Below are 21,321 nucleotides of genomic sequence, written 5' to 3'. Positions count from 1 at the left end.
GCTTAGGCTCGCTCCAGGGTACCTGCCAGTACCCGGTCGGCCTGCTGGATGTGCCGGGCGTTGTGGGCGATGACGAAACCGAACACATCGCCCAGCTTCAAACGTACTAGCGGCGAAATGGAAATAGGTACCCGCGCATTAAGCTCAGCGACGCGATTTACTTCGTCCAATAATCGCAGCCACTGTTCCTGCTGTTCGATAAACTCGGCCACGACCGCCGCTCCATCCAACTTAGGAGCTGGTATGTGTCCCTTAAAAGCCTTGAATTTTTTGGTGTTTTCGGGCTTCATCATATTGATAAAGTAGCGGCCCAACCACCCACTTCGGTAGGTACCCCCGGACGGCTCAGCCGGACTTGCCACAGCATGTAGAGCCTTCCTGACCGCCGGCAGATAAAAATGACCATAACTGTTGAGGTGCTCGAGGCACTGGGCCACCGACCAGCCCCCGTCCGCGGGCGGGGTGTTCATATCCGCGTCCGAAAGGTTTTGGTACACCTCCGTGGCGCGTATCAGATGGGCTTCTACCGATTCGGTAAGGGGTTCGATCCATTGCTGGGGCGAGTATTTTTTCATGGCTGACAGATTGGTTTAAATGTTACCCCAAAGGTCTGGCGGCGACGGGAAAATAATCTTGGTATTTACCATCATTTCAAAGCCGTACTTTGTTGAGCAGCTTGCTGAAATTCGTCGCGTCGATGCCCAGGTAGCTGGCCAGGTACTTGTGGGGTACCCTCTGCAGAATGTGCGGGCTCCGGCGGAGCAGGGAACGGAATTTTTCCTCGGACGAAAAAAGCTGCACTTCCACCAGTCGTTCCAGCAGTCCGCTCAGCGTGGCGTTGGTACCCAGGCGGATCATCCGTTCAATCGCCGGGTACCGGAGCATCAGCTGATCGATTTCGGAGAAGCTGGTTTTGAGGAAAGTCGAAGGCGTGAGGGTTTCGTAATAGTAGCGCGAGGGTACCTGTAAAAGGAACGAATCGATGACGCCGCCAAACGAGGGCGCGTAGGTGAACACTAGCGTTGCCTCCCGTCCCTGCTCGTCCAGATAATACACCCGCTGCAACCCTTCCCGGACAAAATACAGCTCGGTGGCTACCTCGCCCTGGGCGGTAAGCACCACCTTCCGCTTGGCTGTCAGTGGCTTCCAGACCGCCAGAAATGCCTTCATTTCTTCGGGATTCAGCGGATAAATCAGCTCAATTGTGGTACGTAATGCGTCAGTGTCGCTCTTCATACTAGATTCCCTACGGAATAATTACGGCGGCGGGTTAAAACAGAGACTTAGCGAATGGGTGATTGTCGACAGTAAAAATTGCCCCAAGATCGCCTTATCGTGTACGGAGGTACCTATGTGGCTTCGGGTTGGGAACGCAAGGGTACCCCGGGAACGCAACGAAACACCTGGACTGTAAAACTATGAAAAATCCCTACATACTGATCGTGGGTTGTTTCGATACCAAGGGCGAGGTATTTGCTTACCTACGCGAATGCATACGGCGGAATGGGGAACAGGTGGTAACGATGAACACCGGCGTGATGGGTACCACGGAAGCTTTTCCGGTGGACATAGAAGCCGAAGCCGTAGCCCAGGCCGCCGGAACGACCCTTGCCGCACTTCGCCAAAAGCAGGATCGTGGCCAGGCCGTGGAACTGATGGGGCAGGGCGCGGCGATTCGGGTAGCCGAACTAGTGACCAGAGGAGGACTCAAAGCGGCGATCAGCATGGGGGGCGGCGGGGGTACCTATATTGCCCTTTCGGCCATGCAGGCCATTCCACTGGGGGTACCTAAGTTTTGCCTGAGTACCCTGGCGGCCAAGGATTTGTCGCGTCAAATTGGGCATAAAGACATCACCCTCATGCCTTCCGTGGTGGACGTAGCCGGCCTGAACAGCCTCATCCAACCGCTTATCGAACAGGCGGCCGCCGCCATTTGCGCCATGAGCAGGGTGGTACCTTCGGAAAAAGCTGATGCCGCGGGTAGCATCGCCATCAGCATGTTCGGTAACACGACCGCCTGTGCTGATCAGTGTACGGCGCTTCTGAAGCAGCAAGGGTACGAGGTACTGGCTTTTCATGCCAATGGGGTGGGAGGGCGCACGATGGAAGCCCTGATCCGCGAGCACCGTTTCGACGCCGTGCTGGACATAACCACCACCGAACTGGCCGATGAACTCTGTGGCGGCGTCTGCAATGCCGGAATAGATCGACTGACGGCCGCCGCCGAAACGGGTATTCCGCAGGTGGTAGCACCGGGATGCCTCGACATGGTGAATTTTTGGCAGCCCGACACCGTGCCGGAACGTTATCAGCATCGTCAGTTGTATAGTTGGGCGCCCAGTGTCACGCTCATGCGCACCAACGCGGAAGAAAACCGTGAACTAGGCCAACAACTCGCCCGGAAACTACACGGAGCCCACGCTACCGTAGTGCTACCTTTGAAGGGAATTTCCCAAATTGACGCCGAAGGCGGTATTTTTTATAATCCCGAGGTCAATCAGGTACTTTTTGATTCTATCAAAGAAAACAGTGATGAAACTACGAAAGTAATGGAAGTGAACGCCCACATCAACAACCCGCTTTTTGCCAAAGTGCTGGTCGATGAGCTTTTGAATTTGCTGGAAGGGAAAGAGGCACAAAGTGACAAAGGTGCAAAGTGGGAAAGTACAGGAGTACAGAAGTTTTTCAGAAACGGAGAGTAGGTACCCTGGGCACCCGAATTTTCCTTCAACAATTCAACAATTCAACAATTCAACAATTCAACAATTCAACAATTCAACAATTCAACAATTCAACAATTACACATAAAAATGCCAAATCCATGGACCGGTAAGGGGAATCCTTACACACGACAGGAAGTAAGGGACCGCCTGCGGGCTACCCTGAATCAGAACAAAGCCATCATTGCCGCCGGGGCGGGTACCGGCATCAGCGCTAAATTCATCGAAAAAGGCGGTGCGGATTTAATTATTATTTACAACTCAGGCCGGTTCCGCATGGCGGGACACGGCTCGTCGGCTGGTTTGATGGCCTACGGCGACGCCAACGCCGAAGCCATGGCGATCGGGGAGTTCGAGGTACTGCCGGTGGTGGAGGAAATTCCGGTCATCTGTGGGGTACATGGCTCCGATCCGCGCCGCCGCATGTGGCACCATCTGCTCAAAGTAAAGGAAATGGGTTTTTCGGGGGTCAATAATTTTCCTACCCATTCCATCGTGGACGGGCACCTGCGGCAGGTACTGGAAGAAACGGGCATGGGCTTTGCCAAGGAAGTGGAAATGGTGCGGCTGGCTTCGATGATGGATTTATTCTCAATCGTCTACGTCGCTAAGCCCGAAGAGGCCGCCCAGATGGCCGAGGTAGGGGCTGACGCCATCATTGCGCACGTGGGTACCACGGTGGGTGGCTCTATTGGTGTGGTGAACGCCTCGTGCAGCATGGACGAAGCCGTTGAACGCAGCCAGGCTATTATGGATGCCGCGAAAGGTATCAACCCCGACATTTTTTTCCTCGCTCACGGCGGACCTACCAACACACCCGAAGACGTACGCGTCATGCTGGACCGTACCGAACTGCACGGTTTTGTGGGTGCATCGTCGCTGGAGCGCATGGGCGTGGAACAATCGCTCACCGACCTTACGCGCCGTTTCAAGGCGCTGAAACTGGACGGAAAGTCGTGAGGGTACCTTCTTTGACTGTATAAGGATAGGGCTTCGGCCCTTTTTTTGTTATTTTGGCCCTCACTGGTTTGCGTCTTCATCGTGTAGACAGTAAAAGGTATTTTCCTGGCCTGATTCCCAACGTATGATCAATTCCAATCCCGAACTCCGCACCGTACAGGTTACGCGCTATGTCACGCCCCTGCGCGAGGGGGGCTCGTTGCCCGCCCTCACCGAAGCCGATGACGGTTTCCTGTATGTGCTCAAGTTCCGGGGGGCGGGACAGGGGGTCAAAGCCCTCATCGCCGAACTTATCGGGGGCGAGCTGGCCCGGCTGCTCGGCCTGCGGGTACCTGAAATCGTTTTTGCCCAACTCGATGAAGCCTTTGGCCGCACCGAGCCCGACGAGGAAATCCAGGATTTGCTGCGGTTCAGTACGGGACTCAACCTGGCCATGCACTACCTGTCCGGCGCCCTGACCTTCGATCCGCTTGTCACGTCGGTAGATGCCCGCCTGGCTTCCCAAATTGTGTGGCTCGACTGCCTGCTGATGAATGTCGACCGTACACCCCGCAACACCAATATGCTGATGTGGCATCGGGAGCTATGGCTCATCGACCACGGGGCATCGCTGTACTTTCACCATTCGGGACAGGACTGGACCGAACAGGCCAAACGGCCTTTCGTGCAGATAAAGGATCACGTGCTGCTACCCTATGCATCGGAACTGGAAACCGTGGATACCCAAGGCAAGGAAATCCTCACCAAAGAGCGCATTCAGGGTATCGTGGCGCTCATCCCCGACGACTGGCTCGCCGATGAGTCTTCTGATGATTCGCCCGAAGTGCGTCGGCAGCGGTACGCGCAGTTTTTGACCGATCGGATCGCCCATTCCGAAATCTTCATCAAAGAAGCCCAACTCGCCCGTGCAGCACTTGTTTGAGTACGCCGTTATCCGCGTGGTACCCCGGGTCGAGCGCGAAGAATTCATCAATGTTGGGGTAATTCTCTATTGTTCCGGTCTCAAGTACCTGAATGCCCTGCATCGACTGGACGTTGAAAAACTCCGCGCCCTGTGCAGTCATACTGATCCCGACGAACTGGAAAGGTACCTGCAGGCCCTGACGGCGATCTGTGCCGGAAAAACCGAAGGCGGACCCATCGGCCAGCTACCCCTGGCCTCGCGGTTTCGCTGGCTGACGGCCACCCGCAGCAGTGTGGTACAAACCTCCAGGGTACATCCGGGCTTCTGTACTGACGCCAGCGAAACGCTACTGCGTTTGTTCGGGCAGCTGGTCCTGTGAGTATTTGATTAATAATGATGAACTCTTTTTTTCCTAAATCCAACCTGCTTTGAAAAAGTCAATCCCCTGTAATACGGGCGGCTCGCCTGTTTTTCCGCTGATATTCATTTTCATTAATTTAGGAATAATCCTCCCGGCCACCGCCCAAACGCTCCTGCCCACCTACCTCCGCACGGAATACAAAGTGAATCCGGTTACGGACGCAACGGCTCCGAGGTTGAGTTGGGAGCTTACCTCGCCGGAACGCAACCAAATGCAGACTGCCTACCAGATTCTGGCGGCGAGTTCTCTGGAAAAACTGTCGGAGGAAAAAGCGGATCTCTGGAATTCCGGTAAAGTGGCGGGACGCTCGACCGCGCAGGTACCTTATGCGGGTAAAAAGCTGGAATCGCGCCAAATAGTCCATTGGAAAGTCCGTAGCTGGGATAAGGCCGGTAAGCCGGGAGCATGGAGCCAAGCTGCCTACTGGGAAACGGGACTTTTGGACAAAAAAGACTGGCAGGCGCAGTGGATCGGACTGGACCCGGATACGCTGGGGAAAGGGAAAACCTATCAACTCCCTCCGGCCCCCTACCTGCGCCGGGAAATACGGCTGCGGCCCGGTTTTCGCAAAGCCCGCCTGTACGTGACTGCCTTGGGCCTGTATGAATTCTCGATCAATGGCCAGAAAGCCGGTACCGAGTTCCTGACCCCCGGCTGGACGGATTATGACAAACGGGTGTACTACCAGACTTATGACGTAACCAGCCAACTCAAATCCGGGGCGAATGTACTGGCCTCGCAACTTTCCTACGGCTGGTACGCAGGGTACCTTGGCTACGCCCTGCTGGTGGGTAATCCCGTGGTGCGGGCCTTTTACGGAAAGGTACCTTTGTTGAAAGCCCAACTCGAAGTGGAATATCCTGATGGCAAAACCGAAACATTCGCCACCGATAATTCCTGGAAGGCCAGTTTCGGGGCCCTTCTGGAATCGGATATGCTCAACGGCGAAACCTACGACGCCCGCCTGGAATGGGCCGATTGGCAAAAGCCGGGCTTCGACGACAAAAGCTGGCAAAAGGCCGGAGTCTACCCCGACCGGGCGGGTCGTCTGGTGCAGACTTATCCGGGTCCGCCCGTGAAAATAACGGGTACCCTACCCGTAAAGCATCAAACGCAGCGACCCGATGGTACGTATATTTTTGACATGGGACAAAATTTCGCGGGGATCATCCGCCTGCGGGTGAAAGGCCGGGCGGGCGATACGATCCGGCTGCGCTACGGCGAGAAACTGTTTCCCGACGGGCGACTGATGACCGAAAACCTCCGTATGGCCCGCGCTACGGATACCTACATCCTGAAAGGAGCCCGCGAGGGTGAGGTCTGGGAACCCAAATTTACCTACCACGGCTTTCAATACGTGGAAATCAGCGGGCTGCGCGACAAACCCGACGCCACTACCCTCGTCGGCCTGGTCATTGGGTCGGACACCCCGCAGGTGGGTACCTTTGAAACAGACAACGCGATGGTGAACCAGTTGTATCGAAACATCGACTGGACTCAGCGCTCCAATTATGTCGACATCCCCACCGACTGCCCGCAGCGCGACGAGCGCGTCGGCTGGACCGGTGACGCCCAGGTGTATGTGAAGTCGGCTACTTTCAACCGCGATGTGGCTTCGTTTTTTACCAAATGGGTCGTGGATCTCAACGACGCGCAGTACGAAAATGGAGCCTACCCGCTCTATGCGCCGCGTCCGAATCTACGAAAGACGGATACGTTTTCGCCCGGCTGGATGGAAGCAGGGATTATCTGCCCCTACCAGATGTACCAGACTTATGGCGATACGCGCCTCATCGAGAAAGGATGGGTACCTATGGTACATTTCATGGATTTTCTGGAAAAACGCAGCCAGGGTACTTACCTCTTTCCCGAGGGTACCTTCCGGGATTTGAGCCCTAAGGGTGGCTTTGGTGACTGGCTTTCGTTTGGTAAAAAAACGCCGCCCGACCTGCTTGCTTCCTTCTATTTTGCCTACTGCGCCGATTTGATGGCCGAGATGGCCGGAGCCCTTGGCAAACAGGATGATCAGAAACGCTTCGGGGAGATGGGACAGAAAATCCGTAAGGCAGTGCTGGATCACTACACGGATACCAAGGGGCGATTCAAAACGGACACGGTGCCCTATGGCAATGGCGCTGGGTATGTAGACGGTCAACTCGGCTTTTCGGGCCACACCCAAACGGCTTATGCCAATGCCATTTATATGGGAATACTGCCCGCCAAAAGCATTGGACAGGCAGGCGACTACCTGGCTGAACTGATCCGACAAAACGACGGCCGACTGGCTACCGGATTCCTAGGTGCCAAGCCGCTGCTGCCCGCTTTGTCGGCCAGCGGACATTCCGCCCTGGCGTATGAGCTGTTTTTAAGTAAGGAATTCCCGTCCTGGGGATTTGAGGTAGAAAACGGCTCGACTACGATCTGGGAGCGCTGGGACAGCTATACCAAAGAAGATGGCTTCAAATACAATGCTGCTATGAATTCCTTCAATCACTACGCCTTCGGGGCGGTGTGCGAGTGGATGTTTGAAAATGCGGCGGGCATCCAGCCCGCCGAACCTGGTTTTGCCCGCTTTATCATACGCCCCGAAATCGATCCCAAGTCCGGAACAGACAGGATAAATCAACTGCAGGCGTCGTACCATAGCCCGAATGGCCCGATCGTTTCTTCCTGGAAAAAAGAGCCGGACGGCCTGCTGATGAACGTTACCATTCCGGTCAACACGACAGCACAAGTATACGTACCTGCTGCGTCGGTCAATCAGGTCGTGGTGGACGGTAGGAAACTCACCGCCCTTCCGGAAATAAAAAGTTCGGAAACTAGAGACGGATACGTGGTGCTGTCGGTGGGATCAGGAAGTTACGAAATCAGGAGCAGCCGCTAAGCGATTTTTTACAGAGGTACCCCAAATCGGTGGCCGGCGGTCAAGGCAGGTTTTTCAGTTCTTCGATTACTTTCCGGGTAATCTGGGCCAGCTTTTCATAATTGACTCTGATTTCATGCAGGGGTACCTCGGTATTACCCTGATGCTCCAACTCCTTCACCAGTCCATCGTCCCGGATACCCAGCATTGAGTAGGAGGATTTGAGCTTGTGAGCTACTTCGGCTACTATCATATGGTTGGCGTCCCGGATAGCTTTTTCTATGATTTCCAATTCTGCGGGAGCCTGATGGATAAAAAGTTCGATCATTTCATGTTCGAATTCCTTGTTATTGCCTGAAATCTCGTTCAGGTAGGTAAGGTCCACGAGTGAATGGCCGGACGGTACGTCCGCGGTAGCCAGCGTGGTGATTTTATTGAACAGATCGGCGGGTACAAAGGGTTTGGGTAAGTAATCGTCCATCCCGACCGTAAGACATTTGTCACGCTCACCCACCAACGAGTGAGCAGTCATGGCTATGATAGGAACGGTACTTTTCAATTCGTTACGAATGAATTCGGTCGCCTGATAACCATCCATTTCGGGCATTTGCAAATCCATTAAAATAACATTGTAGTTATTTTGTGCCACTTTTTGGGTAGCAATTTTGCCATTTTCGGCCAGGTCAGGTTCAAAACCAAGATTTTCCAGTACCCGGGTGGCCAGACGTTGATTAAGGACGTTGTCTTCCACAAGCAGTACCTTGAGTCGCGTCGCACTTACAGGCTGGGCTGGCTTGACTTGCACCTGAGCTGCGGCTTGTTCGGGTGCTTTTCTAAATGGCATGGTAAAATAGAAGGTGGACCCTTCATTCAGTCGGCTCTCGACGGAAATGCTGCCTTTCTGAAGTTCGATCAACAGTTTTGAAATACTGAGTCCCAGTCCCGTGCCGCCGTACTTGCGGGTTGTGTCGGTATCGGCCTGCGTGAAGCGCTCAAATATGGTAGTCAGCTTGTCCTCCGGAATCCCAATGCCGGTATCGCTGACACTGAACCGGATCACGTATTCAGACTGGGATTCTTCTTTAAGCTCAACTAATACCTTGACCGAGCCCTTCTCAGTGAATTTAAGGGCGTTACTGACCAGGTTTAGCAGAATCTGATTTAGCCGGGTAGGATCGCCCACCATGAAATCAGGGACTGCATCTCCCACAAACACGTCCAGCCGCAGACCTTTTTCGGTGGCTTTCTGCTGCTGTACCGCCTTTACATTTTTTATAAGCCCGTTCAGGCTGAATGGGATTTCTTCAATAGTCAAATGCCCCGATTCAATCTTCGACAGATCCAGAATATCATTGATAATGCCCAGGAGATTTTCGCTCGCGGTACATATACTCTGGGCGTACTCCTTCTGCTCTTCGGTTAAAGGTTTATAATTCAATAGGTTAGCGAAGCCCATAATCGCATTCATAGGCGTCCTGATTTCGTGACTCATATTGGCCAGGAAAATATCCTTAGCCCGGGCGTTTTGTTCGGCCGTTTCCTTTGCCTTCAGTAGCTCCTTTTCCATATTGATCCGGCTGGTCAGATCCACGGCATTACCGATCACGTATTTACGGCCATCGGCAAACTCCGATAGTACGTTGTTGTACATCCAGGTCCTTTTTTCACCGTCTTTATCCAGTATTTGCATCAGTCCCTTCAAGCTGCCGTTTTTAGCAATTTCCTGCAAATAAATATCAATATCATCGCGGTGTTGCGGCACAACGATATCGTGCAGGCTACGGATCAGCATTTCTCCGAAGGTATATCCCATCATTTCGATACCCGCGGGATTAATGCTCAGAAAATTGCCCTTCAGGTCGTGTGTGCACATCAGGCTCTGCGAATTTTCAAAGAACGCCCGATGCCGCCTTTCACTTATTTCGAGCTGGTTGAGGGCCGCATTCCGGGTCGTAATATCTTTCCCTACTGCCAAGTAGCCCGTTATGTCTTTGCCGTCACTTTCGAGTTCCGAAATCGTGAGTTCCACTACGAGCGGAGTACCGTTTTTCTTGATGAAAGTCCAGGAGTCTGCTTCTGTATCGGCCGAATTCGGTTTTGTGAGTAATGTATCAAACTCTACCCTGTCCTGAATGAAATCTACCAGATTCATGCGGTTCACCACTTCCGTCGCATCGTAGTCAAGCATGATCTCAGCCCCGCGGTTGAATGTGGTGATGGTACCCTGCGTATCCGTCGAAATAATAGTATAGTTGGTACCGTTAAGGATCTTTTCGTGAAAATCGGATACCTGAATCAGTTCGTTCTGAATCTTGGTGTATTCCGTGATGTCGCGGCCAATGGCGTATAGGTTGTCATTCTCGGTATCCGGCGTGGCGATCCATTGTAAATATTTATACTCTCCACCTAGCGTTCGGAAACGGTTCGTGAAATTGAGTACTTTTCCTTCCTGATTCAAAGCATGGAGAACCGACTTGGTGGTTTCCACATCGTCAGGATGGATAAAGCTATAAAAGGGCCTGCTCATAATTTGCTTGTCGGTCCATCCAAGCGTTTTGTGGAAAGCCGGATTTATCTTCCTGAAGTAACCATCCGAGCCCCCAATGGCTATCATGTCAATGGATTCGAGGAATAATTTTTCGTAATTTTTAAGCAGTATTTTTTCCTTACGGGCCACAATCTGGGAGACGGCCTCTTCGGCCAGGAGAGCAAGGATCTTTTGTTGCTGGCAATCCAGCTCATTAGGTTCGCGGTCGATGACACAGAAGGCGCCTAATGCGTAACCATCGGGGTCGATAAGTGGATAACCGGCGTAATAGCGCATATTGGGAGGGCCGGTCACCAGCGGATTATCAACGAATCGCTCGTCTTCCCAGGTATCCTTTATCTCCATCAGAGCATCTTCCATGAGCGCATACTGACAGAATGAATCCCGACGCGGTCCCTCACCCACATGCATTCCCACATTGGACTTAAACCACTGCCGCTCCTCATCCAGGAGCGTGATCAGCGAAATGGGCGTTCCACACACGATGGAGGCCATTTTGGTGAGCCGATCAAACTCCTCTTCCGGATGAGTATCCAGAATATGGTAATTTTTCAAGGCCCTCAATCGCTCTTTCTCGTTCTCGGGAATAGGTATGTGGTTCATAAAAAATGGTAATTTCTGCTTCGGTATGCTTTGACGGAATATCCAGACCCTGCGAGTTCGGACAGTGGTTTGCCGGGTAGCATGTCCAGTGTTCTGGAACAGCTTTTCGTTATGCAGTTGGAAAAATAGTACATTCTCCTGATATTGAAGAGTATTTATTGGAATTATGGTTTAATATTTCAAACCGATGGTAACTATATGCTTTCATTATTTTGAGACAATATGTATCCAAAATCGGCTATTTTGTGGTATCAGACCTAAACGTTCGTGCCCGCAGGCACGCATTAGATCTTGATCTTGCTCCACTGAGCCTTAAAACAGGATGAGGGGCGGCAAAAGGCTGAAACTTCTATTCATTGAATTCAGGAGGCACGGAGTTAGCCCGGCACATGCTGATCGGGTAGGGTAAAGGAGTATTTCTGTGCAAAAATAGCGCCAGTTAGTCGGTTTTCCGCTATTAGTCCCGACTGGTTGGTAGCGTCATAAAAGAATTCCTGAAAGTTTGATGCCTGAAAACCCGACCCGACAGAGGATTACAGAAGAAAGGTTGATTGTATTTTGAATAACGTAACTCTGGCGGCAAATTAAAATAAAATTAAAAATGGAAGGCAGATTTCAACAATAGGCAATTATATTTGCCTCGTAATTATTGTTACCCCAATGTTCTGTTGGCTAACTACTGTCTTTATTCTATTTTCTATTGTGTTCAATTTTTAACTTAATCCAGTTCATTTTTTTCATTAGTTTAAACGATTTCCCATGAAAAAAGCTTTCCTATTTTTCATTTTGGTGTGGTCAGTACTAGCCGGAGGGCAAGGATACGCACAAGACAATATGGTCACCGGCAAGGTGACCGACGACGGAGGCAGCGCGCTGCCAGGTGTGAGTGTAGTGGTGAAAGGAACAACCCGGGGAACAACGACTGATACCGATGGCAATTTCCGGATTGCTGCCGGTAGCAATGCACAACTGGAATTTAGTTTTGTAGGCTTTGTGGCCAAAGAAGTCACGGTAGGTACCCAGAGCACCATCAATGTAAGCCTGGCACCCGATGTAGCCAACCTGGAAGAGGTAATCGTAACGGCCTTTGGTAGCTCCAAAAAAGCTTCATTCACAGGTTCAGCCGGAACGATCAGTGCGGAAAAAATCGCCGTCAGGCCCATTACGACTCTGGCTTCGGCCATTGCCGGTACTACGGCAGGGGTGCAGACCACAGCGGGTAGCGGCCAGCCGGGTGCTTCTCCGGAAATCCGTATCCGGGGTTTTGGCTCTATTTCTTCCGGTAACGATCCTCTCTATGTGGTGGATGGTATCCCTTATACAGCCAGCATCGCCAACCTCAACCCCTCGGATATCGAGAATATCACAATTCTGAAAGATGCAGCCTCTACCGCGCTGTATGGTGCGCGGGCCGCGAATGGCGTAGTGATGGTAACCACCAAGAAAGGCCAGAAAGGTAAGAATACAATCAATGTAAAATTTACGAAGGGTTTGAATACAAGGGGTTTACCCGAGTATGATCGCGTAGGACCCGCCGACTATTACCCCCTGATGTGGGAGTCTTATCGTAACAGTATCGCCTACCGGGCTACCAATCCGGTAGCCATCCCTACCGCCAATGCCGATGCTTCGGGTCGGGTGGTTTCTCTGGTAGGCTACAACGTGTATGATGTACCGGCAGCTGACCTGGTGAGTACAGATGGTACCCTGAATCCGAATGCCAATCTGATTTATAGTCCCAAAGATCTGGACTGGGCTGCACCCCTCATGCGTCAGGGCAGCCGTGACGAAGTGAATTTGAGCTTTTCGGGTGCTCAGGACAAGACGGACTACTTTATTTCGATGTCGTATTTGCGGGATAAAGGGTTTTTGATCCGCTCGGACTACGACCGTTTTACGGGTCGTATGAATGTCAATAGCCAGATGAATTCCTGGTTCAAAACGGGAGCCAACCTGTCGGCTACCATTACAAAGTCCAACCAGGCCGATGCGGGCGGTAACACGACTTTCGTGAACCCCTTCTTTTTCTCCCGCAACATGGGCCCCATCTATCCGGTTTATGCGTTCGATCCGGCCAATCCACGCCAGTTCCTGACGCTGCCCGACGGTAGCCTCCGCTACGACTATGGTAACCTGAATGCCCTGGGCTTGCCCAACCGCCCGCAGTTTGGTGGACGCCATGCCATTGCCGAAACGATCAAGAATCAGAATTTCTTCCGTCGTAACGTAATTGGCGCGCGTGGTTATGCGGAAATTTCATTTCTGAAGGATTTCAAATTCACGACCAACATAGGGGTAGATTTGACCAACATCAACAACGTGACTTTTGGTAACCCCGAAATCGGTGACGGTGCACCCGCTGGCCGCGCAACCCATGAGTTTGAGAATATTGCCAGCTACAACCTCAACCAGCTGCTGAACTACGACAAGTCTTTTGGCAACCATAGCATCGGCGTGCTGTTGGGCCACGAAAACTTCCAGGTAACGGACAACAACCTGACGGGTTCACGCGCTAATCAGGTGGTAGAGGGTGATGTGGAATTGATCAACTTTACGAACACGACCAACCTGAACTCCCGCTACAATATCCGGCGGGTAGAGGGGTATTTCTCTCGGATCAACTACGATTACAATGAGAAATACTTTGTGTCGGCATCGGTCCGTCGCGACGGGTCAAGCAAGTTCTATAAGAATACGCGCTGGGGAACGTTCTACTCCATCAGCGGTGCCTGGCGTTTGGATCAGGAAGACTTCATCAAGGCGATTCCTGCCGTTAGCCTGCTTAAGCTGAGAAGTTCGTATGGGCAAACGGGTAACGACGGTGGTGGCAATACGCAAGATGGTACCTCCATCAGCTACTATGCCTGGCAGCCCCTTTATGAGCTAGGCTGGAACAACGCCGGAGAGGCCGGAATTCTACAGTTGAGCCTGGGTAACCGCAACCTCGAATGGGAATCCAGCAATGCCTTCGATGCCGCGGTAGAATTTGGCCTGTTTAACAGCCGGATTTCAGGTACGGTGGAATATTTCAACCGTCAGTCGTCAAACCTGATTTTTGATGTACCCCTGCCTCTCTCAGCGGGTATCAAGACGGAGACTCGTAACATCGGTACCATGTACAACAAGGGAATCGAGTTGGAACTGAGCGGCGATGTGATTCGCAAAGGTGACTTTACCTGGACTTTGGGACTGAATGCCACCTCTTTCAAGAACCGGATTACCAAAATGCCCGAGGAAAACCCCGAGATCATCGACGGTACCAAAAAGTTAAAAGAAGGTAGCTCGATCTACGACTACTGGCTGCGTGAGTACAAAGGAATTGATCCGGCCACCGGCGAAGTCCTATACCGGGCCGAAACCTTCGTAGCGGCTAACTCCAAGATTACTGAAACGGGCGATACCCTGACGACGAGCATCAACAACGCCCGCTATCACTACAACGGTAGCTCCATCCCCAAACTGTCGGGTGGCGTAACGACTACGCTGAGCTGGAAGGGCCTCTCTCTATCCGGTATCTTGGTGTACCAAATCGGCGGTAAAGTGTATGATAGTGGGTATCAGGGTTTGATGAGCTCGGGTGGCTACGGTAGTGCCAAGCACGTGGACATCCTGAACCGCTGGCAGAACCCCGGTGACATCACCGACGTACCCCGCATGGATGCGGCCCGCACTTCCGATTTCGATGCGCAGTCGGATCGTTGGCTGATCGACGCCAGCTACCTCAACATTCGTACCGTCACGCTGGGCTACTTCCTGCCCAAGACCATTGCTTCTAAATTGTTCTTGCAAAACGCTCAGGTGTATGTGAGTGGGGAAAACTTCTTCATCAAGTCGCGCCGGAAGGGTATGAACGTGCAGCAGAGTTTCAACGGTATTTCCAACAACGCATTTAGTTCGCAGAAAAGCCTGGTCATGGGTATTTCCTTCTCATTGTAAGCACCAGACTTAATTTTAAAATTTACAATTCATCAAATTATGAAAAAGAAAATAATATTTCTATCCGTAGCGATGCTTAGCCTGCTGGGGGTTTCCTGTAGCGAAGACTACCTCGATACGATCCCCACAGCAAGTGTGGATTCTGGTGCGGCCTTTGCTTCTACAAAAAATATTTCCGCTGCCATCAATGGTGTTTACCGGGCTATGGTGGTCCGTTATCTTGGTTCGCAAGGACATTTCGGTTATCCGGCCATGATGATCATGCTGGACGTGCTGGGTGAGGACCTGGTTTTTGGCAACTCTTCCAACAACTGGCATTTTGGCGAAGGTCGTTGGATCAGCCATCGCTCCGACCAAGGGAACCTGGCTCAGCTTCCTTACGAAATGTACTACCGGATGATCGGTAACGCCAATTTGATCATTGCCAATATCGACGGAGCCGCCGGGCCTCAGGAAGACCGCGATCGGTTGAAAGGCGAAGCGCTGGCTTTGCGTGGCTTCTCCTACTTCAACCTGGTGCAGCTCTACGGCAAGCGTTACGATGCGGCTGCCAAGCCTAATGCACAACTGGGGGTACCCCTGGTACTCGAGCCGACGACCGAAGGCTTGCCGCGCAATACCGTAGAAGAGGTATATGCGCAGATAAACAAGGATTTGACTGAGGCTGTTGCCTTACTACCCTCGGCCCGTGCTGCCAAGTCACACATCAACAAGGAAGTAGCCAATGGATTGTTAGCCCGCGTGGCGCTGGTTCAGCAGAACTGGGCCGCTGCTGCCACGTATGCTGCCGCTGCCCGTCAGGGCTTTCCGTTGATGTCTGCGGCGCAATATCTCGATGGCTTTTCCGACGTAGGTAATCCCGAGTGGATGTGGGGCTTCGACCACTTGGAAGATCAGTCCGAATTTTTTGGAGCGTACCACTCCTACATTTCGAGTAATTTTAACTCCTCGGTAAACCGGCAGACGCCCAAGGCGATCAACAGCCTGCTTTACAATAAAATCCCATCGACGGATGTTCGTGCCAAAATGTGGTTGAAAGCTCCTACGGCGGCTACTGCCGTTACCCCTCCCGGTGGCGTGCGGGTACCTTACATGAACCAGAAGTTCCGGTTACCGCCCAATCCTGCTACCAGTACTATGGGCGATATTCCCTACATGCGGGCTGCCGAAATGTATCTGATCCAGGCCGAAGCTCTGGCCAATCAAGGCAAGGATGCCGAGGCGGCCAAGGTACTGTTTGACCTGGTGAGCGTACGCGACCCCGCTTATGTCATGTCCACCAAAACGGGTGCCGATCTGCTGGAAGAAATCTATTTCAATCGCCGCATCGAACTGTGGGGTGAAGGCCATCGCTTCCTGGATTTGAAACGCCTGAATCAGCCTTTGAACCGTAATGGTGCGAACCACAACACCGCCGTAGCCGTAATCTTTGACGTACCTGCCGGAGATCCCATGTGGGAGTTTCTGATTCCTCGTCGAGAGATCAACTCCAACGCTGCTATCGTGCAGAATCCACTCTAATTGTGATTGAGTGAACTTTAAATAAAATTTTCATTCTGATTGTCCGTGCCACAGTCTTAAACTGTGGCACGGATCCACGCCCGTCCCTGGATAACAAGGGACGGGCGTTTTATTTTATCTTTGTAAAATCATTCATCATCGCACGGGCCGCTCCAGCGTACCGGACCCCGTCCTCATTCATCAATCATTGAACAAGGTCCTCTTCCTCACCCCACCCTTCACGCAACTCAATACCCCCTATCCGGCGACGGCCTACCTCAAAGGCTTTCTGAACACGGTAGGGGTACCTTCGCATCAGGCGGATCTGGGGATCGAGGTGATTCTAAAACTGTTTTCTAAGCAGGGCTTGGGTAAGATGTTCACCGATCTGGAAGCTTCCGATGTGGCACTTTCCGATAACGGCTACCGGATTTACGCACTGCGGAAAGAGTACCTCCGCACCATCGAGCCGGTAATCGGTTTTTTACAAAATAAAAATCCCACCCTCGCCCATACCCTCTGCGACCGCAACTATCTGCCCGAAGCCGGGCGCTTTGCCGAACTCGACGAACTGGATTGGGCCTTTGGTACCATGGGCATTCAGGATAAAGCCCGGCACCTGGCCACGCTGTACCTGGAAGACCTGGGCGATCTGATCCAGGAAGCCATGGACCCTCACTTCGGATTCAGTCGCTACGCCGAGCGCCTAGGTAGTACTGCTACGCATTTCGACGCGTTGCACGAAAGCTTACAAGCTGCCGAAACCTTGATTTCTTCTTTTTTAGTAGAATTGTTGGAAGAAAAAATTCAACGCTGGCAGCCATCGGTGGTTTGTCTGACGGTACCTTTTCCAGGCAACCTGTTCGGCGCGTTGAAATGCGGGCAGTACCTAAAAAAGCATCATCCGCACATAGCTGTAGTGATGGGCGGCGGGTATTGCAATACTGAATTACGCTCGCTGCGCGAACCGCGCCTGTTCGATTATGTGGATTTTGTAAGCCTGGATGATGGCGAAGCACCGTTGCTCAATCTGCTGGAATACCTCGATGGCAAGCGCGAGCGTAACCAACTCAAACGGGTCTATGCCCGTACCGAAGGAAAGGTACTTTACTACAATAATGCCAAAGAAAAAGACGTAGCCCAGCGCGACGTAGGTACACCTGACTACGCCGACTTGCCACTGGACAGGTACCTGTCGGTCATCGAAATAATCAACCCCATGCACCGGCTATGGAGCGATGGCCGCTGGAATAAACTGACGCTGGCGCACGGCTGCTACTGGGGCAAATGTTCGTTCTGCGACATTTCGCTTGATTACATCAAACGCTACGAACCCGTCACGGCCGCGCTGCTCTGCGACCGCATCGAGGAAATCATCACGCAGACTGGACAAAACGGTTTTCACTTCGTGGATGAAGCCGCGCCGCCCGCGCTCATGCGTGACCTGGCGCTGGAAATCATCCGCCGCCAGCTCACCGTGACCTGGTGGACCAACATCAGGTTTGAAAAAAGTTTTACCCCCGACCTTTGTCAATTGCTCAAAGCTTCCGGCTGCATTGCCGTATCGGGCGGACTTGAGGTAGCTTCCGACCGCTTGCTCGAGCGCATGAAAAAGGGCGTTACCGTGGCGCAGGTGGCCCGCGTGGCCGACTCCTTTACGCAGGCGGGTATCATGGTGCATGCCTACCTGATGTACGGCTTTCCCACCCAAACGGCACAGGAGACCATCGACTCGCTGGAAATGGTTCGGCAGTTGTTCGAGGTAGGCGTGGTGCAGTCGGGCTTCTGGCATCGTTTTGCCATGACGGCTCATAGTCCCGTCGGCCTGCACCCGGCGGGCTTCGACGTGCAGCGCATCGGCCCCGATTTCGGCGGTTTCGCCGACAATGATCTTTATCACGACGATCCCACCGGTGCCGATCATGATCTGTTTTCCGAGGGATTACGCAAATCACTTTTCAACTACATGCACGGCGTGGGTTTTGACCTGCCACTCAGGAAGTGGTTTGACTTCAAGGTACCCCCCACTTCCATTCCCCCGACCTACATCGAGCGCAGTATCGGTGATGAGGTACCCTACGCCGAAACGCGTCCCAATGCGCAGGTGGTGTGGCTGGGTGGCACGGCTGAACTGATGGTGCTAGAAGATATTGTGGTACAGGCCGGGCCGCGTTCGGCTTCCAGCCCGTCCTCGGCAGGAAAAAATAACGGCATTAAAGTCCGAGAAAGAAAGCAAAAGGTAAAGAGGGCCGAACTGGAATTTTATTCAAAAAAGAGCCATTGGACGCTCAAGACCCATGTTTCGTTGGCAGAATGGCTATTGGGTACCCTACCTGTTCTTGCCCTCGACGCGGAAGGGGTACCCCTGTCGTGGCAGCAACTGAAAGGAAGTTATGAAGAAGCGGGTTTAGGTACCTTTGAAGACTTTTTGCAATCGAATGTATGGAAAGCATTGCGAGAGAATGGGTTGCTGGTGGTGTAGACCCGGTCTTGTTCTGAAATAAAAAAATTCCCTACTTGTTCCGCCGCCAGGCCGCCCAGGCTCCGGTAGACCACAGCGCCCACGCTACCAGCACGGGCTGAAACAAAAGGCGTATACCGCGCGCCAGATCCGAATTGAGGCCGAATGCATCGGTATGGTTGAGGTACTGCGCGATGTTGCCGGGAAAGACCAGCACGAAAAACGTAGCGACTACCCACCCGACCAGCACACGCTGCCGCGCCAGAAAGATTAGCGATAAGCCCAGCAGAATTTCGACAATCCCCGACAAAACCACGACCAGATCACCATTGAGAGGTACCCATTGGGGTACCTGCGCCAGAAACTCCGTGCGGGCCCAGGTCAGATGACTGGTACCGGCCAGAATCAGGGCTCCACCCAGCAGAAAACGAAAGATGGTTTGAACGGTAGTGGTTTGAGTCGGGTGGTGAGTTGTCATGGATCGAAGCGGTTGGGTAAGGGGAAGGGATGGTAGGGCCACTTGATAAAAAGATCGTGCTTGACCCCGCGCCAAAACTATTTGACAAGGACGAAAATGACGGATTATTCCTACATTGTGTCATGGAGCAGGAAAAACACAGCTGCATCATTCCAATGAAGAACGACCAACCAAGAACCACTAGCGAACTGAGCCGACGGGATTTTATAGGCATGAGCGCGGCATTTTGCGTGCCGTTACTGGCCAGAGCCAGCGTAAGTACCTTGAAGGAGTCCGTTAAAATGGGTTTGATCACCGATTTGCACCACGACCTGATCCACGATGGGAAAACCCGTCTGAAAGCCTTTTTGGCGCATAGCCGCCAGGTTCAAACGGATGGCCTGATCCAGCTGGGAGACTTTACCTTCCCGGATGAAAAAAACCAGGACGTGATCGACCTGTTCAACCAGGCGCACAAAACTACCCTGCACGTGATCGGCAACCACGATACCGACAACGGCCACACCAAACAGCAATGCCTCGACCGCTGGGGCATGCCGGCCCGGTACTATACCCGGAAAGTCAAAGGTATCTGGTTTATCGTGCTGGACGGGAACGATACCGGCTCGCCCGACCACAAGGGAGGGTACCCTGCCTACATCAACCCGGAGCAGGTGGCTTGGTTGAAAACCCAATTGCAGCAAATCAAAGAACCGATCGTGATCGTCTCGCACCAACCGCTGATCGGGGCGCTGGCGGTCAATAATGCCGCCGAAATGCAGGCGGTTCTCGCCGGCGCGGCCGATCGGATCATCGTGGCCATCAACGGCCATACACACGTGGACAGTCTGATTTACGAAAGTGGAATACCCTATCTTACCATCAACTCGGCTTCCTACTTTTGGATTGGTGATAAGTACCTTCACGAAAGCTACCCAAAGGCGATTCACGAAGCCCATGAGTGGATGTCGCGTATGTGCCCCTACCGGGACCCTTTGTACACGGTGATGACGATCGACCCGGCCACGATGACCGTACAGATCACCGGAAAACCAAGTACCTGGGTAGGAAAATCGCCGACCGAACTGGGTTTTACAGATGAGTACAAACCCCTGCGCGTGGGGGAGGAGATTGTGCCTTTTATTCGGAAGAGTACGGTGAAGCAACACTAATAAATGTTATACTCCCCTTCATTGGCCTACTGCGGTCGTATACAGGTGGAACTCAGGATAGGGGCATGACGCTAAACCGTCCAGCGTTGGCACCTGCGTTACGACAATACAAGATCAAGAATGGATTACAAAAGTACTGCCGAAAGAATAATTGACCTGAGAAATGCTGACCTGGCGCTTAGGGACAAACTTATTCAGGACGGAAAACTTGGGGAAGGCTATGATGAGGAAATGGAAAAACTGCACAACCGGAATGCGAAGATTTTGAGCGATATTATTGATACGATAGGGTACCCGACCCTTAACAAAGTAGGTAAAGAAGCAAGTGAGGCCGCGTGGCTGGTTGTACAACATGCCATCGGACAGCCCGACTTTATGAAGAAGTTTGCGAAACTATTGGAAAGGGCAGTAAACGAAAATGAAGCGGAACCAAGAAGTTTGGCCTATCTGATAGACCGAATCGCGGTGCTTGAAGGAAAACCGCAACAGTATGGTACTCAATTTGACTGGGACGAAAGCGGTAAATTAAACCCAAATCCTTATGATGACTTGGCCAAAGTAAATCAAAGAAGGAAGGATATCGGGCTTAATACCCTTGAAGAACAGACCCTACTTATCAGGAGACAGGTGGAAAATGAAAAGCAAACTCCACCGGCAGATTTTGAAAAAAGGAAGCAGGAAGTCGAAGCATGGAGGAAAAAGGTAGGTTGGATAAAATAATAACTTCTACACGAATCAGGGGATTGTGTATCCCCTAAATCGTAATCGGAAAATAG

14 protein-coding genes are annotated in these 21,321 nt (G+C 52.3%); 10 read left to right on the top strand and 4 right to left on the bottom strand.

From position 1 onward, the window contains the following. Nucleotides 1-2: 2 nt before the first annotated feature. Together GBK04_RS07125 and GBK04_RS07120 are read right to left on the bottom strand one after the other, a co-directional pair. Nucleotides 3-575 (bottom strand): DinB family protein, encoded by a 573-nt coding sequence (locus GBK04_RS07125; RefSeq protein ID WP_152758144.1) that lies wholly within the window; start codon nucleotides 573-575, stop codon nucleotides 3-5. Between the two features lie 76 nt (nucleotides 576-651). After that, nucleotides 652-1,236: a Crp/Fnr family transcriptional regulator gene (locus tag GBK04_RS07120; protein ID WP_152758141.1), complete on the bottom strand. Its 585-nt coding sequence runs from the start codon at nucleotides 1,234-1,236 to the stop codon at nucleotides 652-654. Nucleotides 1,237-1,418: 182 nt separating this feature from the next. On the opposite strand from GBK04_RS07120, the gene GBK04_RS07115 reads away from it, so the two are divergent. From GBK04_RS07115 to GBK04_RS07095, 5 genes are all read left to right on the top strand, one after another. Beyond that, nucleotides 1,419-2,702 carry a Tm-1-like ATP-binding domain-containing protein gene (locus GBK04_RS07115; RefSeq protein WP_152758139.1) on the top strand — a complete coding sequence of 428 codons (1,284 nt, stop codon included), beginning with the start codon at nucleotides 1,419-1,421 and terminating at the stop codon, nucleotides 2,700-2,702. A gap of 108 nt (nucleotides 2,703-2,810) precedes the next feature. After that, nucleotides 2,811-3,680: a phosphoenolpyruvate hydrolase family protein gene (locus GBK04_RS07110; RefSeq protein ID WP_152758137.1), complete on the top strand. Its 870-nt coding sequence runs from the start codon at nucleotides 2,811-2,813 to the stop codon at nucleotides 3,678-3,680. Between the two features lie 124 nt (nucleotides 3,681-3,804). Beyond that, a complete protein-coding gene (locus GBK04_RS07105) occupies nucleotides 3,805-4,602 on the top strand; it encodes a HipA family kinase (RefSeq protein WP_152758135.1) in 798 nt (265 codons plus the stop codon). After that, on the top strand, nucleotides 4,586-4,963 hold the full coding sequence (locus GBK04_RS07100; protein ID WP_373330786.1) for a DUF3037 domain-containing protein: 378 nt from the start codon (nucleotides 4,586-4,588) through the stop codon (nucleotides 4,961-4,963). The genes GBK04_RS07105 and GBK04_RS07100 overlap by 17 nt, the downstream gene beginning before the upstream one ends. Nucleotides 4,964-5,012: 49 nt before the next feature. After that, nucleotides 5,013-7,889: a family 78 glycoside hydrolase catalytic domain gene (locus GBK04_RS07095; RefSeq protein ID WP_373330785.1), complete on the top strand. Its 2,877-nt coding sequence runs from the start codon at nucleotides 5,013-5,015 to the stop codon at nucleotides 7,887-7,889. 40 nt (nucleotides 7,890-7,929) lie between these two features. Here GBK04_RS07095 and GBK04_RS07090 read toward each other — a convergent pair whose 3' ends face one another. Beyond that, on the bottom strand, nucleotides 7,930-11,019 hold the full coding sequence (locus tag GBK04_RS07090; protein ID WP_152758133.1) for a PAS domain S-box protein: 3,090 nt from the start codon (nucleotides 11,017-11,019) through the stop codon (nucleotides 7,930-7,932). Between the two features lie 759 nt (nucleotides 11,020-11,778). Here GBK04_RS07090 and GBK04_RS07085 point away from each other — a divergent pair. The 3 genes from GBK04_RS07085 to GBK04_RS07075 all read left to right on the top strand — a co-directional run bounded on the left by GBK04_RS07085 (nucleotide 11,779) and on the right by GBK04_RS07075 (nucleotide 18,937). Beyond that, nucleotides 11,779-14,955 (top strand): SusC/RagA family TonB-linked outer membrane protein, encoded by a 3,177-nt coding sequence (locus tag GBK04_RS07085; protein WP_152758132.1) that lies wholly within the window; start codon nucleotides 11,779-11,781, stop codon nucleotides 14,953-14,955. A 39-nt stretch (nucleotides 14,956-14,994) separates the two neighbouring features. Next, a complete protein-coding gene (locus tag GBK04_RS07080) occupies nucleotides 14,995-16,476 on the top strand; it encodes a RagB/SusD family nutrient uptake outer membrane protein (protein ID WP_152758130.1) in 1,482 nt (493 codons plus the stop codon). A gap of 187 nt (nucleotides 16,477-16,663) precedes the next feature. Then, on the top strand, nucleotides 16,664-18,937 hold the full coding sequence (locus GBK04_RS07075; RefSeq protein ID WP_152758129.1) for a B12-binding domain-containing radical SAM protein: 2,274 nt from the start codon (nucleotides 16,664-16,666) through the stop codon (nucleotides 18,935-18,937). Nucleotides 18,938-18,968: 31 nt separating this feature from the next. Here the strand turns inward: GBK04_RS07075 and GBK04_RS07070 are convergent, their stop codons facing one another. After that, nucleotides 18,969-19,394, bottom strand: coding sequence for a DoxX family protein (locus GBK04_RS07070; protein WP_152758127.1), 426 nt, complete (start codon nucleotides 19,392-19,394; stop codon nucleotides 18,969-18,971). A gap of 155 nt (nucleotides 19,395-19,549) precedes the next feature. Here GBK04_RS07070 and GBK04_RS07065 point away from each other — a divergent pair, with 155 nt between their 5' ends. Both GBK04_RS07065 and GBK04_RS07060 read left to right on the top strand, forming a co-directional pair. After that, nucleotides 19,550-20,545 (top strand): metallophosphoesterase family protein, encoded by a 996-nt coding sequence (locus tag GBK04_RS07065; protein ID WP_373330784.1) that lies wholly within the window; start codon nucleotides 19,550-19,552, stop codon nucleotides 20,543-20,545. Nucleotides 20,546-20,665: 120 nt separating this feature from the next. Continuing rightward, the gene (locus GBK04_RS07060; protein WP_152758124.1) at nucleotides 20,666-21,265 is read left to right on the top strand and encodes a DUF6624 domain-containing protein; all 600 of its coding nucleotides are present in this window, start codon (nucleotides 20,666-20,668) and stop codon (nucleotides 21,263-21,265) included. The last annotated feature ends 56 nt before the right edge of the window (nucleotides 21,266-21,321 follow it).

This window comes from Salmonirosea aquatica (genome assembly GCF_009296315.1).
Classification (GTDB): domain Bacteria; phylum Bacteroidota; class Bacteroidia; order Cytophagales; family Spirosomataceae; genus Salmonirosea; species Salmonirosea aquatica.
This window is presented reverse-complemented; position numbering and strand designations above follow the sequence as displayed.

Bases quoted from the DNA above. Each gene is read 5' to 3' on its own strand.
- GBK04_RS07125 (WP_152758144.1), bottom strand. From the start codon at position 575: ATGAAAAAATACTCGCCCCAGCAATGGATCGAACCCCTTACCGAATCG.
- GBK04_RS07120 (WP_152758141.1), bottom strand. From the start codon at position 1,236: ATGAAGAGCGACACTGACGCATTACGTACCACAATTGAGCTGATTTAT.
- GBK04_RS07115 (WP_152758139.1), top strand. From the start codon at position 1,419: ATGAAAAATCCCTACATACTGATCGTGGGTTGTTTCGATACCAAGGGC.
- GBK04_RS07110 (WP_152758137.1), top strand. From the start codon at position 2,811: ATGCCAAATCCATGGACCGGTAAGGGGAATCCTTACACACGACAGGAA.
- GBK04_RS07105 (WP_152758135.1), top strand. From the start codon at position 3,805: ATGATCAATTCCAATCCCGAACTCCGCACCGTACAGGTTACGCGCTAT.
- GBK04_RS07090 (WP_152758133.1), bottom strand. From the start codon at position 11,019: ATGAACCACATACCTATTCCCGAGAACGAGAAAGAGCGATTGAGGGCC.
- GBK04_RS07085 (WP_152758132.1), top strand. From the start codon at position 11,779: ATGAAAAAAGCTTTCCTATTTTTCATTTTGGTGTGGTCAGTACTAGCC.
- GBK04_RS07080 (WP_152758130.1), top strand. From the start codon at position 14,995: ATGAAAAAGAAAATAATATTTCTATCCGTAGCGATGCTTAGCCTGCTG.
- GBK04_RS07070 (WP_152758127.1), bottom strand. From the start codon at position 19,394: ATGACAACTCACCACCCGACTCAAACCACTACCGTTCAAACCATCTTT.
- GBK04_RS07065 (WP_373330784.1), top strand. From the start codon at position 19,550: ATGAAGAACGACCAACCAAGAACCACTAGCGAACTGAGCCGACGGGAT.
- GBK04_RS07060 (WP_152758124.1), top strand. From the start codon at position 20,666: ATGGATTACAAAAGTACTGCCGAAAGAATAATTGACCTGAGAAATGCT.